Below are 14,264 nucleotides of genomic sequence, written 5' to 3'. Positions count from 1 at the left end.
GCCAAGTCCTCGCTCTTCGACAGCCCGCGCGTGGGCGCCCTCGCCGCCGAGGCATGGAACACCGCCAAGAACGGACTCCTCGCCGCGCTGGCCGACCCCGAGAGCGGACTGCGCGTCCGCGCGGCCCAGGCCCTGCAGGAGGTCGGCGACCGACTCACCACCGACACTGCTCTGCAGCACCGCGTCGACACCTGGGTGTCGGATGCGGCGGTCTTCCTGGTCGACCGTTACCGCCACGACATCGCCTCGATCATCACCGACACCGTCGAGCGCTGGGACCCGATCGAGACCACCGAGAAGATCGAGCTCATGGTCGGACGCGACCTGCAGTACATCCGCCTGAACGGCACGTTCGTCGGAGCTCTCGCGGGCCTCGCCATCTTCACGATCGCGCACCTGCTCATCCCGGGGGTCTGACGCTGCGGATCGTGGTGGCGGGCACGCACGCGTGACGCTCACCGGGAGTCCGGTCGGCTCGCCGGTCACCCCGAGTTGACCGCTCGAACCGCCCGGTCGGCAACCTCTGCTGCGAGGGATCGGTAGGTACGATCGCCCCATGAGCTCATCGCCGCAGACCTGGATGATCACCGGCGCCGGCCGCGGCCTCGGACGCGCCCTCGTCGAGGCCGCCCTCGATGCGGGACACACCGTCGTCGCGACGGTCCGCGGCGAACACGCGCTGCCCGATCACGACCGGCTGACCGTCATGACCCTCGATGTGCGCGACCGCGTCGCAGCGCACGACACGGTGCGGCGTGCCGCCGAGTGGCGCGGACGCATCGACGTGCTCGTCAACAACGCCGGCTACGGCCTGATCGGCGCGGTCGAGGAGGCATCCGAAGAAGACGTGCGCGCGATCATGGACACGAACCTGCTCGGCCCGCTCTGGCTCAGCCAGGCCGTGATCCCGATCATGCGGCAGCAGGGCGGCGGACACATCGTTCAGATCTCGACCGTCGGAGCGGTGGGCACGATGCCGATGCTGGGTCTCTACAACTCGAGCAAATGGGGGCTCGAGGCCTTCAGCGAAGCGATGGCCGCGGAAGTGCGACGTTTCGGCATCCGGGTCTCCCTGATCGAGCCGGGTGCGCTCGACACGGCGTGGGCGGGGACGAGCATGCGGTTCAGCGCGCCGTCCGAGGTCTACGACGAGCAGCGGACCGAACTGTTCGGCACCGCCGAGGTCCCGTGGCCCGCGGGCGAGTCGGGTGGCGGCACGACACCGGCGGATGCCGCGGCAGCCGTCCTCGAGCACGTCGCCTCCGAAGACGACCGACGCCTGCGCGTCCTCGTCGGTGACGACGCGCCCGCACAGGTCGCCGCAGCACTCGATCTCAGACGACACGACTACGAGCACGATCCCCGGTTCGTTGTCGGGTAGCGCTCCGTGCGAGCATCGGCCCATGACCAGGCTCTTCACCCTCACCGTGGACGGCGAGACCTTCGACGTCGACCGTGACGGGGACTCGATCCAGTACTCCTGGGTCAGCGGCCCCCGCCCCGGCTACGGATTCGCGGCCGGTCGCTCCGACGGCGCTGCGCCCACCGACGACGAGGCCGTCGCGTTCATCCGGGGATTCCTCGCGTCGATAGACCCGGCGACCGGATACGTCGCCGAGTGACGCTTCAGGCTCCCGGTTCGCCCGTCGGCTCCCACAGCCACCGGCTCCCGTCCTCGACGAAGCGCCACTCCTGACGCGGCTCCTCCCACTCGCGCATAGCGTCGGTGAGCCACACCGTGGAGTCGGGCGCCCACCCGCCGATGACCGTCGCTCGCTCGTCGTCGACCTCGATGAGGCGCGTGGCCGCCGAGAGGTATCCCAGAGTCGTGAGATGCACGGCGTCCCACCGCTCGGCCACGCGCTCCCAGTCGGGGATGACCCAGCGTCCGCCGCGTGCCGTCACCCGGAACCAGTCGTGGCGACGAGACGCCGTCACGTCCATCGGGAACTCCCGGCACAGCTCGGCCCAGTCGTCAGCCGAGGCCACCTCGAGGATCCGGCCGGCTCCCCGCACGGGAATCACGGTCGCGACCTTCCAGCCGAGCGAGTCCTCCACATACTGCAGCGCGTCGATCGCGTGGGCGCGAGTCGTCCGCAGCCGCCACGGAACCGACCACCACGACCCCGAGAAGTTCGCACTCGGATCCGAGGGGCGATCGTGCGACGCCTGCTTCTCCTCGTCCCGCTGCTCCTGCGACCACGCCGTGAGAACGGATGCCGGATCGCGGTCGAGCGGCGTCCCGTCAGACGCCGGCCGCCAGTCGACCGCCCACTGCGTCGGTGAGAACGGTGCGGTCAGGTGGGGCATGGCCGACACGAGTCGCTCGGCGATGGGGCGCAGCGCGTCGTGCACCTCGGGCAGCGCGGCCACCGCATCCGTGCCGTCCGGCTCCTGCCAGTACCGCGCATGGTCGACGGACTCGCCCAGGGCATCGCGCACGGCTTGCGCCGAGGGCAGGGGGAGATCGACGCGCCGGATCAGATCGGCGACCTCGGCGGCAGTGAACGTGGGGTCCGCGACGGGCTCACCGTCGTCGGCACCGAATCGGATGATCGTTCCCGGATTCGGATCGAGTTCGTGTCCGAGCCAGAACACCGCGGTCCTCACGGCATCGTCGGCGTTGCACACGGAGGCGAGGCACAGGCGACGCCCCCGAGGTCCCTGCAGCATCTGACCGACGATGCTCATGACGCGCTCAATCCGCCGAGGGCGCCGACTCGCGGATCGCCGCGCGGGCCACGTCGATCACGTGCATCACGCCGATGACGTCATCATGCGTGTGCACAGGGGACTCCACTCGTCCATCCGCGACATACGAGGCCAGCGCGGTCGCCTGGTAACCGAGGCCGGCGTGGACCGCCTCGAAACGGTCGTCCGAGAAGGTGGCCGTCTCGGACGAGCCGAAACCGCCGAGGGTCACGCTGATCGATGAGGGACCGAAGAACGGGCTGCCGATCTCGATGCGGCCGCGCGAGCCGAGCACCGCGGCCGTCACGGGCATCGCGGTCTGCAACGACGTGCTGGCGAACGCCCGGGCACCGGAGGCATACGACAGCAGCAGGTCGGCCCTGACATCGACACCACCCGGCCCGCTGTCTCCCCGGGCCACGATCTCGGTGGGCGCGCCGAGAACCGACGACGCGAAGGAGATCGGATACACGCCGGCGTCGAGCAGCGCGCCTCCTCCGAGCGCCGGATCCCAGAGTCGATGCTCGGGCACGTAGGGCATGGTGAAACCGAAGTCGGCCGTGACCAGACGGAGGTCACCGATCACACCGTCGGCGAGCACCCTGCGCATGACATCGGTCTGCGGCAGATACCTGGTCCACATGGCCTCCATCACCAGCACGCCGGCCGCGCGGCCGGCATCCGTGATCTCGCGGGCTTCGGCTGACGACATCGCGATCGGCTTCTCGATGAGCACGTGCTTGCCTGCCGCGATCGCCGCGAGCGCCTGATCGCGGTGCAGCGGATGCGGCGTCGCGACGTACACGACATCGATCTCGGGGTCGCTGACGAGCGCGTCGACGCTCGGCAGCACTCGTGCGATGCCGTGATCGGCGGCGAATGCCTCGGTCTTGCCGCGATCACGCGCGGTGACGGCGACCGCCCGCTGCTCGGTGTGGGCATGGATCGCGTGCACGAACTTGCCGGCGATGCCTGTGCCGATGACACCCCAGCGCAATGCGGGAACGGTCGTCGGGTCGGGCAGAGACGGAGCGGGGAGGGTCAGCGACATTGATGAGCCTTTCGGTGCTGGGGGGGGGGATTCCCCCCAGCGTAGACATCGCCGATCGGACGACGGCGCGGCGGCACCGACGTGTCGCGCATGGATCGTGTGAACCGAATCGACGACGTGCAGGCGTCAGCGCGTGGCGAGGGCCGCCAGCATCTCCAGGACGCACAGGGCCGCGAGCCGCACCGTGCGCATGTCATCCGTGTCGGCGGTGGCGTCGACCTCGGCGATGTCGGCGCTGACCACGCGCGGGTCGGCCACGGTCGCGCGCACGAGTGCGCGGAGCTCAGCCGCGGCGAACCCGCCGGGCACGCTCGCCGGACACCCGGGGGCAGCCGCGCGGTCGGCCGCATCGACGTCGACATCGAGATGTATGCGGGCAGCCGGCCCCGACCCCGCGATACGCGCCGCTTCGGCCGCGACGTCCGGAATCCCTCGGCGCCGCACCTCGTCGAGGGTGATGACGCGGATGCCCCACTCCGCGGCGCGCGCGGCATAGGCCGCGGAGTTCGCGAAGTCGGCGATGCCGATCTGGACGATTCGCGACGGGTCGACCCGCTCGCCCTCTGGGGCGTCCTCTACGAGCCGTCGCACCGGCGATCCGTTCGACACCCCGTCACGCAGATCGAAATGCGCGTCGATCGTGATGAGACCGGTGGCACCCGCTCCCCGCGCCACCGGATAGGTCAGGGCATTGTCGCCACCGAGCGCGATCACCAGACGGGCGGAGTCAGCGAGTTCGCGCACTCGCGCGACCGTCGAGGCGATGCCGTCGTCGCCGTCGGGCTCCGAGATGTCGCCGGCGTCGAGCACGCGCAGTACTGCGGCGAGATCCACCACCGGCGGCCCCATGAGCGTGGCGCTGTAGCGGGTCAGGGCGTCGCGAATGGCCGCCGGCGTCGCGTGGGCGCCGGTCGGTGAGAGCGAGGTGCGCCACGTGGGAACGCCGAGCAGCACGGCATCCGCGTCATCCCGACCTTCGAAAGAGGGCCACGACCCCGCGCGGGGCCACAGATCATCGTGCGAGAGAGCCATGATCCTCCGCTCCGGTCGTCGGGGCGCCGAGCATCGCGGCGCCGTCTTTCCAGACCTGCTGCACGAGGGGCACCCCCGGCCGGTACGCGAGGTGAGTGCGTGTAGGTGCCTTCAGCAGCACGATGTCGGCACGCGCTCCCACCGCGATCACTCCGATGTCGTCGCGTCGCAGTGCCCGCGCTCCCCCGGCCGTCGCTGCCCACACGGCCTCGGCGGGAGTCATACCCATGTCGCGTACCGCGATCGCGATGCAGAACGGCATGGATGACGTGAAGCTCGACCCCGGGTTGGTGTCGCAGGCGATCGCGACGGTGACGCCCGCATCGATCAGCCGACGCGCGTCCGGATACGGCTGCCGGGTCGAGAACTCGACGCCGGGCAGCAACGTGAGCACGGTGTCGGACGCCGCGAGAGCCTCGATGTCGTCGTCGGTCAGGTAGGTGCCATGGTCGACGGACGCAGCGCCGAGCTCGACCGCGAGACGCACCCCGCCGCCGGGCCCGAGCTGGCTCGCATGCACGCGGGGCGTCAGGCCTTTCGCGATGCCTGCTTCCAGGATTCGTCGTGACTGCTCGACCGAGAACGCACCGGTCTCGCAGAACACGTCGATCCACTTCGAATGGGGAGCGCAGACGTCGAGCATCGGCCCCGTCACGAGGTCGACGTACTCGTCCGCCCGGTCGGCATACTCCGCGGGCACGACGTGCGCTCCGAGAAAGGTGACCTCGGGCGTGACCTCGGCCGCGAGCCGCACCACCCGCTCCTCGTCTCGCACGCTGAGGCCGTACCCGCTCTTGATCTCGACGGTCGTGGTGCCCTGGGCGAGCATCTCGTCGAGGAACCCTCTCAGTCGCGCACGCAGTTCGTCGTCGCTCGCGGCTCGGGTCGCGGCGACGGTCGAACGGATGCCGCCGGCGGCATACTTCTGTCCGGCCATGCGCGCCTCGAACTCGTCGGCGCGATCGCCGCCGAACACCAGATGGCTGTGACTGTCGACGAACCCCGGGATCACGGCTCGTCCTGCCGCGTCGATGACGGCATCCGCGGCTGGCGCGTCGGGGGCGGAGCCGACCCAGGCGACCCTCCCGCCGTCGATGAGCACCGCCGCATCGTGGAGAGTGCCGAATCGGTCGCCGTGGAGCGAGCGGACATTGGTCGTCAGCTCGCCGATGTTCGTGATCAACACGGTGCTCACAGCATCGGCACCTTCAGGCCGCGCTCGCGAGCGACATCGCGCGCATGCTCGTAGCCGGCGTCGACGTGACGCATGACCCCGGTGCCCGGGTCATTCGTGAGCACGCGTTCGAGCTTCTCGGCGGCGAGCGCCGACCCGTCGGCGACCGTCACCTGCCCGGCGTGGATCGAGCGACCGATGCCGACGCCTCCGCCGTGGTGCAGCGAGACCCATGAGGCACCGGATGCCGTGTTGAGCAGCGCATTGAGCAGCGGCCAGTCGGCGATCGCATCCGAGCCGTCCTTCATGGCCTCGGTCTCGCGATACGGCGAGGCCACGGATCCCGAGTCGAGGTGATCACGCCCGATCACGATCGGCGCGGCGAGCTCGCCCGAGGCCACCATCTCGTTGAACTTGAGGCCCGCGAGGTGGCGCTCCTTGTATCCGAGCCAGCAGATGCGCGCGGGCAGGCCCTCGAAGTGCACTTTCTCGCCGGCCTTCTCGAGCCAGCGGTGCAGCGCCTTGTCCTCCGGGAACAGCTCGGCGATCGCCCGGTCGGTCTTGTGGATGTCCTCCGGGTCGCCCGAGAGCGCCGCCCAGCGGAAAGGTCCGCGACCCTCCTCGAACTGCGGGCGGATGTACGCCGGCACGAAGCCGGGGAACTCGAAGGCGCGGTCGAAGCCGCCCAGCTGCGCCTCGGCCCTGATCGAGTTGCCGTAGTCGAAGACCGCCGCGCCCGCATCCTGGAACGCGACCATCGCGGCGACGTGCTGCGCCATCGACTCGCGCGAGCGCCGCGTGAACTCCTCGGCGTCGCGCTCTGCCTCGGCCCTCCAGTCCGCGACCGAGATGCCGACCGGCAGGTAGGCGAGCGGGTCGTGCGCGCTGGTCTGGTCGGTCACGATGTCGATCGGCACGCCTCGACGCAGCAGCTCGGGGAACACCTCTGCCGCATTGCCGACGACGCCCACCGAGAGCGAGTCACCGGCCTCCTTCGCGGCGACGACCCGTGCGACCGCCGCATCGAGGTCGGCGGTGTACTCGTCGAGGTAGCCGTGCTCGACCCGGCGGGCCAGTCGCGACTCGTCGACATCGACGATCAGCACAGTGCCCTCGTTGAGCGTGACGGCGAGCGGCTGCGCGCCACCCATTCCCCCCGCACCTCCGGTGAGCGTCAGCGTTCCCCTGAGCGAGTCCCTGCCCAACGAGCGTGCGACGGCCGCGAACGTCTCGTAGGTCCCCTGCAGGATGCCCTGAGTGCCGATGTAGATCCACGAGCCCGCGGTCATCTGCCCGTACATGATCAGGCCGAGCTCTTCGAGCTTGCGGAACTCGGGCCACGTCGCCCAGTCCCCCACGAGGTTCGAGTTGGCGATCAGCACGCGGGGCGCCCACTCGTGCGTGCGGAAGACGCCGACCGGCTTGCCCGACTGCACGAGCAGCGTCTCGTCGGGCTCGAGCTCGTCGAGCGTGCGCACGATCGCGTCGTACGCCTCCCAGCTGCGTGCCGCCTTGCCTGTGCCGCCGTAGACGACGAGATCTTCGGGGTGCTCGGCGACCTCGGGGTCGAGGTTGTTCATCAGCATCCGCTTGGCGGCTTCGGCGCCCCAGCTCTTGGCGGTGCGCTGGTTTCCCCGAGGGGCGCGGACGATCCGGGATGTCGTGTCAGTCATGCGTGCTCCTGTGCGATGCGGGCGACGGCGCCGGACTGCACGAGCGCGGTCACGGCTTCGATGTCGGGTGAGAGGAATCGGTCGGGGCCCGGCCCGGCGGCGACCGTGCGGACGAGGTCGCGCACGGCGCCGGTCGCGGGGCCGGCCTGCAGTGGCGCCCGCAGATCGAGTGCACGGGCGCCCGTGAGGATCTCGATCGCCAGCATGCGACCCAGACCGTCGATCGCGCGACGCAGCTTGCGGGCAGCCGCCCAGCCCATCGAGACGTGGTCCTCCTGCATGGCCGACGACGGGATGGAGTCGACGGATGCGGGCACGGCGAGCCGCTTGAGCTCCGACACGATGCCGGCGGCGGCGTACTGGGCGATCATGAGCCCCGAGTCGACGCCGACCTCGTCCGCGAGGAAGGGCGGCAGTCCGTGGCTCCGTGCGGGATCGAGCGCGCGGTCGGTCCGGCGTTCCGACACCGAGGCGACATCGGCGACCGAGATGGCGAGGAAGTCGAGCACCGCCGCGACCGGCGCCCCGTGGAAGTTGCCATTCGACTCGATACGCCCGTCGACCGTGATGACCGGGTTGTCGATCACGCTGGCGAGCTCGCGGTCGGCGATCATCGCGGCGTGCGTCATGGTGTCGCGCGCGGCTCCGTGCACCTGGGGCGAGCAGCGCAGCGAGTAGGCGTCCTGCACCCGGCCGTCCTCCGGCCCCTTGTGGCTGTGCACGATCGGCGAGTCTCGCAGGAACGCACGGAGGTTCGCCGCGGACTCCGCCTGCCCCGTCTGCGCACGCAGCGCCATGAGATCGGCGGCGAAGACGGCGTCCGTGCCGAGCTGCGACTCGACCGACATGGCGGCGGCGACGTCGGCCGTCAGCAGCAGGTCCGCGAGATCCTGCAGCGCCAGCACGAGCATGCCCAGCATCCCGTCGGTGCCGTTGATGAGCGCGAGCCCCTCCTTCTCGACCAGCGTGAGCGGCTCGATCCCCGCGGCGGCCAGGGCGTCGGCTGCCGGAACGAGCGCACCCTCCGCGTCGCGGACGTCTCCCTCCCCCATCGCGGCGAGCGCGATGTGGGCGAGAGGCGCGAGGTCGCCAGAGCATCCGAGAGAGCCGTACTCTCGCACGACCGGCACGATGCCGGCGTTGAGCAGCGCGGCGTAGGTCTCGACGACGACCGGTCGCACACCGGTTCGACCCGACGCCAGAGTCTGCAGGCGCAGCAGCTGCAGGCCGCGCACGACCTCGCGCTCGACCTCGGCCCCGGTCCCGGCGGCGTGCGAGCGGATGAGACTCGCCTGCAGCTGCAGACGACGATCCGGTGCGATGAAGGTCGTGGCGAGCGCGCCGAACCCCGTCGAGACCCCGTAGTGCGGATGCGGGTCGGCCGCGAGCCCGTCGATCACGGCGCGGGTCTCGGCGACGCGTTCGATCGACTCTGGCGTCAGGGTGACGGGAGCGTCGTGCCGGGCGACGGCGACGACATCCGCGGGGCTCAGGGGTGCGGCGCCGACGAGAACGGGGGACGGATGACTCATGTCTCGATTCCACACCCCGAGGCTCGCTCTCGGCAGAGGGGCGTGGCAGGCTGTGTCTGTGATCCCAGACAATAGCGCCGGTCCCTCGCCCGGGGCCGCGCAGGTCCCCGCGGCCGATCAGACCCTGCGCATCCTCCGCTACCTCGCCGGCCGCCCGGCGCCCGTCGCGGCGTCGGCGATCGCCCGCGAGCTCGCCCTCCCCCGCTCGACCGTCTACCACCTGCTGACCACCCTCGCCGCCCACGGCTTCGTGATGCATCTACGGGAAGAGCGACGGTGGGGACTCGGCACCTCCGCCTTCGAGCTCGCGGGAGGCTACTCGCGCCAACAGCCCCTCGCCCGCCTGGGACGGCCGTTGATCGCCGCACTGTCCGACCGCCTCGGCGAGAGCGCCCATCTCGCGGTGATGAGCGGCGGCGACGTGCTCTACATCGTCGAGGAGCGCGCGCCTCGACGCCCGGCGCTGGTCACGGATGTCGGCGTCCGGCTGCCCGCCCACCTCACGGCATCCGGGCGTGCCATGCTGGCGGCGCTTCCGCGCGAACAGGTGCGGGCGCTCTACCCCAGCGCCTCGGCGTTCCCCGACCGCACGGGCAGGGGACCCCGCACGCCGAGCGCGCTCCGCGAAGTGCTGCGAGAGGTGCGCGCCCGCGGCTACGCGACGGAAGACAGCGAGGTGGCCGACGGACTGCGCTCGGTCGGCGCCGCCCTGCGCGATCACACGGGCTGGCCGGTTGCAGCCGTCGCCGTGACCTGGGCAGGTTCCGACCTCGATGAGCTGACGCTCGCGGATGCCGTGCGCGAGACCGCCGCGGTGCTCGAATCACGGGTGGCCCGGTGAGCCGCGGAACTCAATTGGCACCCGTTGACGCCATCCCCCCGCGATTCCGACCCGAGGCGCCAACCGAGGCAGACGCCGCGGCACACCCGCGAGCTCGGGTGGCACGTGTCGTCGCCATCCGCCCGCGATTCCGACACGAGGCGCCGACCGAGGCAGCCGGACACGAAGAAGGCCCCGGGCGTAAGCGCGGGGCCTTCTTCACGGTGTGGACCTAAGGGGATTCGAACCCCTGACCTCCTCGATGCGAACGAGGCGCGCTACCAACTGCGCCATAGGCCCGTGAACCTCGTCTACGTTATCACGATCGACGAGGTGTCCGCGTCACCCGCAGGTCACCCGGCGGCCCGCTTGACGAGCAGATCGCGCACGTGCGCCTCGATCTCGGCGTCGTCCACGAAGCCCATGCGCGCGTAGGGCGACGAGGCCGCGGGCAGCTGCACCGGAGCATCCGGCGCCATCCGCTCGGCGCGCTCGCGGAGCTCTGCGAGACGAGCGGCCTTGCGACGCTCCTCCTGCGCCTCGATCTCCGCACGGGCGGCCTGGGCACGAGAACCCGCGACCGACATGAGCGGCTCGGGAAGCGGACGAGGGGTCCACGTCGCGGGCCCCTGATCGTGCAGAGCGGGAGCCACGCGCGGAGCCGGCGCCTCGGCAACCTGAGCCGGGCGACGAGCCGCGCGCGACGCGACCGACGCCATGCGCTGCAGCACGACTGCCGACCCGATCGTCAGGGCGCCGCCGATCCAGATCAGCAGCTGCGTCTGTGCCATGAGCAGCTGCCACACTCCGAGGCCGGCGATCGCGAGTCCCACCAGAGCGAGGGCCGTCGCGGTGACCCGCACGCGCCGGCGTGCACGCGCCTGACGGATCACGGGGTCGGCCCTGGTCGCGGCGAGCTCCTGACGGAGCGCTTCGAGTTCTGCCGCCTCACGCTCGGACTGCACGCGCTTCGCGAGCTTCTGCTGTGCGAGAGCCGTGCGGGCGTTGAGCTCGAGGCGCACTTCGTCGGGGGTCTCACTCGTCTCGGCGAGCACTCGGAGGGCCTGGTTGAGTCTGACGGCGTTGCGCTCGGCGGCGTCGTACTGGAACCTGCCGCGCCACGAGGGCAGCAGGTACAGCATCCACAGGAGGGCAGCGACGAGCACGATCACTCCCCCGCTCAGCACCGGCCCGTCCATGTCCCCAACGGTACGGGAACAGCGGCGACGACGAGGCTCTGCGCGAGCGCGTGTCGCGACGAGTTCCGCTCGCGACGACGTGGCGACATGGCGACGATCAGATGATCATGCGGTCTGCCGGCGGGATCGTCGCGGCGTCCGGCGGCACCTGCCCGCTCACCCATCGCGCGAGAACCCCCTGCGGCACATCCTCTCTCGTGAGCGCGAACGCGTAGTGGTCGCGCCAGTCCCCGTCGATGTGGATGTACCGGCGCCGCAGCCCCTCGTAGCGGAAGCCGAGTTTCTGCACGATGCGCAGGCTCGCCGCGTTCTCGGGACGGATGCAGATCTCCATGCGATGCAGCGCGTATTCGGTGAAGCAGGCGTCGGTGGCGAGAGCGACGGCCGTGGGAGTGATCCCCTTGCCGGCGAACCGCTCGCTCACCCAGTAGCCGATCGTGGCCGAGCACAGCGACCCTCGTGCGACACCCCAGACGTTGAGCTGCCCCGCGATCTCGCCCTCGTACTCCATGACGAACGGATAGCCGGCGCCCTCGCGGTGCTGTTGCAGCAGACGCCGGATGCTGAGCCGCATGTCGAACGAGACCGAGCCGTAGGGCACGGTCGCCTCCCACGGCTGCAGCCACTGCCTGTTCGAGAGCAGCTCGTGCTGCAGCGCTCTCGCGTCGCGCGGGCGCACGAGGCGCAGCTCGATCGCCCCGTGCCGCATCCCCGTCACCGGTTCCATCCTGCGCGCTCCCCGCAGCATGACGCCTAGAGGCGCTCTGCGAACTCCTTGAGCCACGGCCGCAGCTCCGGCCCCAGATCATCGCGGTCCGAGGCCAGCTGCACGATCGCCTTGATGTAGTCGACGCGGTCGCCGGTGTCGTAGCGGCGTCCGCGGAACACGACTCCCACCACGCCGGGTCCATCGGCGTCCGTCGCGAGCACCTGCAGCGCATCGGTCAGCTGGATCTCGCCGCCCTTACCCGGTTCGGTGCGCTCGAGCACCTCGAAGATCGAGGCGGGCAGCACGTAGCGCCCGATGACCGCGAGGTTCGAGGGGGCGTCTTCGACCGGGGGCTTCTCGACGAGGCCCGTGACCTTCACGGCGTCCGAGCCCTCGAGGGGCTCGACGGCTGCGGCGCCGTACATGTGGATGCTCGACGGATCGACCTCCATGAGGGCGATCACCGCGGCGCCGGTACGCTCGTGCTCCGCGATCATCTCGGTCAGCAGCGGGTCGCGCGCGTCGATGAGGTCGTCGCCGAGCAGCACGGCGAACGAGCTGTCGCCCACATGGGTGCGAGAGCGCAGCACCGCGTGACCGAGGCCCTTCGGCTCCCCCTGGCGCACGAAGTGGATGTCGGCGAGGTCGCTCGACTTCATGACGTGCTCGAGGCGCCCCATGTCGCCCTTCTCGGTGAGCTTGACCTCGAGCTCCGGCACGGAGTCGAAGTGGTTCGAGATGGCGTTCTTGTTGCGTCCGATGATGACGAGGATGTCGTCGATCCCTGCATCCGCCGCTTCTTCGACGACGTACTGGATCGCCGGCTTGTCGACGACAGGCAGCATCTCCTTCGGCATGGCCTTCGTCGCGGGCAGGAATCGCGTCCCCAGTCCTGCAGCGGGAATGACAGCTTTGATCTTCTGATGACCCATCCCCACAGCCTAGCGGTGGAGCCGCCGTAGACTCGGAGGCATGGCGAACGACGTCGAGCACGAGAAGCGCGCACTGCGTGCGGAACTCCGCGAACGACGGCAGCTGCTGAGCGAATCCCAACGCGACGCCCTGGCCGCAGCCCTCACCGAACGACTCGACCAGCTCGTGGACTCGCTCGGCGCGCGCTCGATCTCCTGCTTCCTCTCGACCACGACCGAACCCGGCACGAGGACGTTCGTGCGCGAGGCAGTGCGCCGCGGCATCCGGGTGCTGCTCCCGGTGACCCGTGCGGACGGCCTGCTCGACTGGGCCGTCGCGACCGACGACGACGAGATCGCCGAAGGGCTCTTCGGGCTCCCCGAGCCGACCGGCGAGCTGCTGGGCCCCATCGCGGTCAACGATGTCGACCTGATGATCATCCCCGCCGCAGCCGTCGACCGGAGCGGGATGCGCATGGGCTGGGGACGCGGCTACTTCGACAAGACCATCGGATCCATGCAGAAATGCCCTCCGGTCTACGCGGTCATCTATGATTCCGAGATACTCGACCTCCTGCCGAGGGACGTGCACGATCAGCCGGTGACCGGCGTCGTGACCCCCACGCAGACCCTTCTCCTGTCGCCCACCCGGCGCTGACCCTCACGAGGACCCCTATGCCCACCTATGCCTATGCCTGCCGCTCCTGCGGCCACGCCTTCGACGCCGTGCAGAGTTTCGCCGAAGACGCACTGACCGTCTGCCCCGAGTGCGGCGGCGAGCTGCGCAAGCAGTACGGCTCGATCGGCGTCACGTTCAACGGCTCGGGCTTCTATCGCACCGACTCGCGTTCGGGCTCCGCCGGATCGTCCGCCGCCCTGGCATCATCGAAGTCAGAATCGTCGACGAGCTCGAAGCCCGCGCCCGCGGCGACGTCCGCATCGTCCTGACTCACCGAACAACACGGAGATCACCATGCTCAAAGGCTTCAAGGAATTCCTCCTCCGCGGCAACGTCATCGACCTGGCTGTCGCGGTGGTCATCGGCACCGCGTTCACGGCCATCGTCACCGCCGTCGTGAACAGCGTCATCAACCCGCTCGTCTCGCTCTTCTTCGAGGCGGATGCGGCGGGCAACTTCGGCCCCACGGTCACGAACATCTACGGCAACGACGTCACCTTCCCGCTCGGCGACCTCATCTCGGCGATCATCAGCTTCCTCGCCGTCGCGGCCGTCGTCTACTTCGTCTTCGTGCTGCCGATGAACACGTTCAAGGCGCACGTCGAAGCCCGCAAGGGCACCGCGGCCGAAGAGCCTGCAGAAGAGCCGGCAGCCGCCACCGAGACCGAGCTGCTCATCGAGATCCGCGACCTGCTCGCGAAGCAGCAGGCGCCTCGCGGCTGAGCATCCCCCGCCCGAGATCCGGCCGACCGCCCGAGATCCGTACAGAATCGCACCGATTCTCCGGATCTCG

General features: G+C 70.1%; 16 protein-coding genes and 1 tRNA gene. 7 read left to right on the top strand and 10 right to left on the bottom strand.

All coding sequences use genetic code 11. The features are described from left to right. The 3 genes from RWO82_RS05245 to RWO82_RS05235 all read left to right on the top strand — a co-directional run. Nucleotides 1-417, top strand: a 417-nt coding sequence (locus tag RWO82_RS05245) for a DUF445 family protein (RefSeq protein ID WP_314424285.1), incomplete at its 5' end; no start/stop codon positions are given. A gap of 139 nt (nucleotides 418-556) precedes the next feature. After that, a complete protein-coding gene (locus RWO82_RS05240) occupies nucleotides 557-1,381 on the top strand; it encodes an SDR family NAD(P)-dependent oxidoreductase (RefSeq protein WP_314424283.1) in 825 nt (274 codons plus the stop codon). 22 nt (nucleotides 1,382-1,403) lie between these two features. Beyond that, nucleotides 1,404-1,622, top strand: a complete 219-nt coding sequence (locus RWO82_RS05235; RefSeq protein ID WP_314424281.1) for a hypothetical protein — start codon at nucleotides 1,404-1,406, stop codon at nucleotides 1,620-1,622. A 4-nt stretch (nucleotides 1,623-1,626) separates the two neighbouring features. Here the strand turns inward: RWO82_RS05235 and RWO82_RS05230 are convergent, their stop codons facing one another. From RWO82_RS05230 to hutH, 6 genes are all read right to left on the bottom strand, one after another. After that, a complete protein-coding gene (locus RWO82_RS05230) occupies nucleotides 1,627-2,691 on the bottom strand; it encodes a hypothetical protein (RefSeq protein ID WP_314424278.1) in 1,065 nt (354 codons plus the stop codon). Between the two features lie 7 nt (nucleotides 2,692-2,698). Next, entirely contained in the window at nucleotides 2,699-3,742 is a 1,044-nt protein-coding gene (locus tag RWO82_RS05225; RefSeq protein ID WP_314424276.1) for a Gfo/Idh/MocA family oxidoreductase, read from the bottom strand. 126 nt (nucleotides 3,743-3,868) lie between these two features. Continuing rightward, the gene (locus RWO82_RS05220) at nucleotides 3,869-4,774 is read right to left on the bottom strand and encodes an arginase family protein (RefSeq protein WP_314424274.1); all 906 of its coding nucleotides are present in this window, start codon (nucleotides 4,772-4,774) and stop codon (nucleotides 3,869-3,871) included. Then, the gene (gene hutI / locus RWO82_RS05215; protein WP_314424271.1) at nucleotides 4,755-5,969 is read right to left on the bottom strand and encodes an imidazolonepropionase; all 1,215 of its coding nucleotides are present in this window, start codon (nucleotides 5,967-5,969) and stop codon (nucleotides 4,755-4,757) included. Before hutI ends, RWO82_RS05220 begins: the two co-directional genes overlap by 20 nt. Continuing rightward, entirely contained in the window at nucleotides 5,966-7,621 is a 1,656-nt protein-coding gene (gene hutU / locus RWO82_RS05210; protein WP_314424268.1) for a urocanate hydratase, read from the bottom strand. The genes hutI and hutU overlap by 4 nt, the downstream gene beginning before the upstream one ends. After that, a complete protein-coding gene (hutH, locus tag RWO82_RS05205) occupies nucleotides 7,618-9,153 on the bottom strand; it encodes a histidine ammonia-lyase (RefSeq protein WP_314424265.1) in 1,536 nt (511 codons plus the stop codon). The genes hutU and hutH overlap by 4 nt, the downstream gene beginning before the upstream one ends. 58 nt (nucleotides 9,154-9,211) lie before the next feature. Here hutH and RWO82_RS05200 point away from each other — a divergent pair, with 58 nt between their 5' ends. Next, nucleotides 9,212-9,994 carry an IclR family transcriptional regulator gene (locus tag RWO82_RS05200; RefSeq protein ID WP_399540715.1) on the top strand — a complete coding sequence of 261 codons (783 nt, stop codon included), beginning with the start codon at nucleotides 9,212-9,214 and terminating at the stop codon, nucleotides 9,992-9,994. A 206-nt stretch (nucleotides 9,995-10,200) separates the two neighbouring features. Here RWO82_RS05200 and RWO82_RS05195 read toward each other — a convergent pair. The 4 genes from RWO82_RS05195 to galU form a co-directional block, all read right to left on the bottom strand. Continuing rightward, nucleotides 10,201-10,273: transfer RNA gene (locus tag RWO82_RS05195), tRNA-Ala, on the bottom strand. 53 nt (nucleotides 10,274-10,326) lie between these two features. After that, on the bottom strand, nucleotides 10,327-11,172 hold the full coding sequence (locus tag RWO82_RS05190; RefSeq protein WP_314424260.1) for a hypothetical protein: 846 nt from the start codon (nucleotides 11,170-11,172) through the stop codon (nucleotides 10,327-10,329). Nucleotides 11,173-11,269: 97 nt separating this feature from the next. After that, on the bottom strand, nucleotides 11,270-11,881 hold the full coding sequence (locus tag RWO82_RS05185; RefSeq protein WP_314424295.1) for a GNAT family protein: 612 nt from the start codon (nucleotides 11,879-11,881) through the stop codon (nucleotides 11,270-11,272). Between the two features lie 44 nt (nucleotides 11,882-11,925). Next, entirely contained in the window at nucleotides 11,926-12,813 is an 888-nt protein-coding gene (gene galU, locus RWO82_RS05180) for a UTP--glucose-1-phosphate uridylyltransferase GalU (RefSeq protein ID WP_314424258.1), read from the bottom strand. A gap of 40 nt (nucleotides 12,814-12,853) precedes the next feature. On the opposite strand from galU, the gene RWO82_RS05175 reads away from it, so the two are divergent. Genes RWO82_RS05175 through mscL form a run of 3 tightly spaced genes read left to right on the top strand, consistent with a single transcriptional unit; the run spans nucleotide 12,854 to nucleotide 14,194 of the window. After that, nucleotides 12,854-13,450, top strand: a complete 597-nt coding sequence (locus tag RWO82_RS05175) for a 5-formyltetrahydrofolate cyclo-ligase (RefSeq protein WP_314424256.1) — start codon at nucleotides 12,854-12,856, stop codon at nucleotides 13,448-13,450. A gap of 17 nt (nucleotides 13,451-13,467) precedes the next feature. Continuing rightward, the gene (locus RWO82_RS05170; RefSeq protein ID WP_314424253.1) at nucleotides 13,468-13,740 is read left to right on the top strand and encodes an FmdB family zinc ribbon protein; all 273 of its coding nucleotides are present in this window, start codon (nucleotides 13,468-13,470) and stop codon (nucleotides 13,738-13,740) included. 25 nt (nucleotides 13,741-13,765) lie between these two features. Continuing rightward, nucleotides 13,766-14,194, top strand: coding sequence for a large conductance mechanosensitive channel protein MscL (gene mscL, locus RWO82_RS05165; RefSeq protein ID WP_314424250.1), 429 nt, complete (start codon nucleotides 13,766-13,768; stop codon nucleotides 14,192-14,194). Nucleotides 14,195-14,264 lie beyond the last annotated feature (70 nt).

It is taken from the genome of uncultured Microbacterium sp. (assembly GCF_963521645.1).
Taxonomy (GTDB): domain Bacteria; phylum Actinomycetota; class Actinomycetes; order Actinomycetales; family Microbacteriaceae; genus Microbacterium.
Note: the sequence above shows the minus strand (reverse complement) of the source record. Positions and strands in the feature narration are given on the sequence as shown.

What these genes read in the sequence shown, in the direction of transcription:
- RWO82_RS05240 (WP_314424283.1), top strand. Translation starts at nt 557, where the DNA reads ATGAGCTCATCGCCGCAGACCTGGATGATCACCGGCGCCGGCCGCGGC.
- RWO82_RS05235 (WP_314424281.1), top strand. Translation starts at nt 1,404, where the DNA reads ATGACCAGGCTCTTCACCCTCACCGTGGACGGCGAGACCTTCGACGTC.
- RWO82_RS05230 (WP_314424278.1), bottom strand. Translation starts at nt 2,691, where the DNA reads ATGAGCATCGTCGGTCAGATGCTGCAGGGACCTCGGGGGCGTCGCCTG.
- RWO82_RS05225 (WP_314424276.1), bottom strand. Translation starts at nt 3,742, where the DNA reads ATGTCGCTGACCCTCCCCGCTCCGTCTCTGCCCGACCCGACGACCGTT.
- RWO82_RS05220 (WP_314424274.1), bottom strand. Translation starts at nt 4,774, where the DNA reads ATGGCTCTCTCGCACGATGATCTGTGGCCCCGCGCGGGGTCGTGGCCC.
- hutU (WP_314424268.1), bottom strand. Translation starts at nt 7,621, where the DNA reads ATGACTGACACGACATCCCGGATCGTCCGCGCCCCTCGGGGAAACCAG.
- hutH (WP_314424265.1), bottom strand. Translation starts at nt 9,153, where the DNA reads ATGAGTCATCCGTCCCCCGTTCTCGTCGGCGCCGCACCCCTGAGCCCC.
- RWO82_RS05190 (WP_314424260.1), bottom strand. Translation starts at nt 11,172, where the DNA reads ATGGACGGGCCGGTGCTGAGCGGGGGAGTGATCGTGCTCGTCGCTGCC.
- RWO82_RS05185 (WP_314424295.1), bottom strand. Translation starts at nt 11,881, where the DNA reads ATGCGGCACGGGGCGATCGAGCTGCGCCTCGTGCGCCCGCGCGACGCG.
- galU (WP_314424258.1), bottom strand. Translation starts at nt 12,813, where the DNA reads ATGGGTCATCAGAAGATCAAAGCTGTCATTCCCGCTGCAGGACTGGGG.
- RWO82_RS05175 (WP_314424256.1), top strand. Translation starts at nt 12,854, where the DNA reads ATGGCGAACGACGTCGAGCACGAGAAGCGCGCACTGCGTGCGGAACTC.
- RWO82_RS05170 (WP_314424253.1), top strand. Translation starts at nt 13,468, where the DNA reads ATGCCCACCTATGCCTATGCCTGCCGCTCCTGCGGCCACGCCTTCGAC.
- mscL (WP_314424250.1), top strand. Translation starts at nt 13,766, where the DNA reads ATGCTCAAAGGCTTCAAGGAATTCCTCCTCCGCGGCAACGTCATCGAC.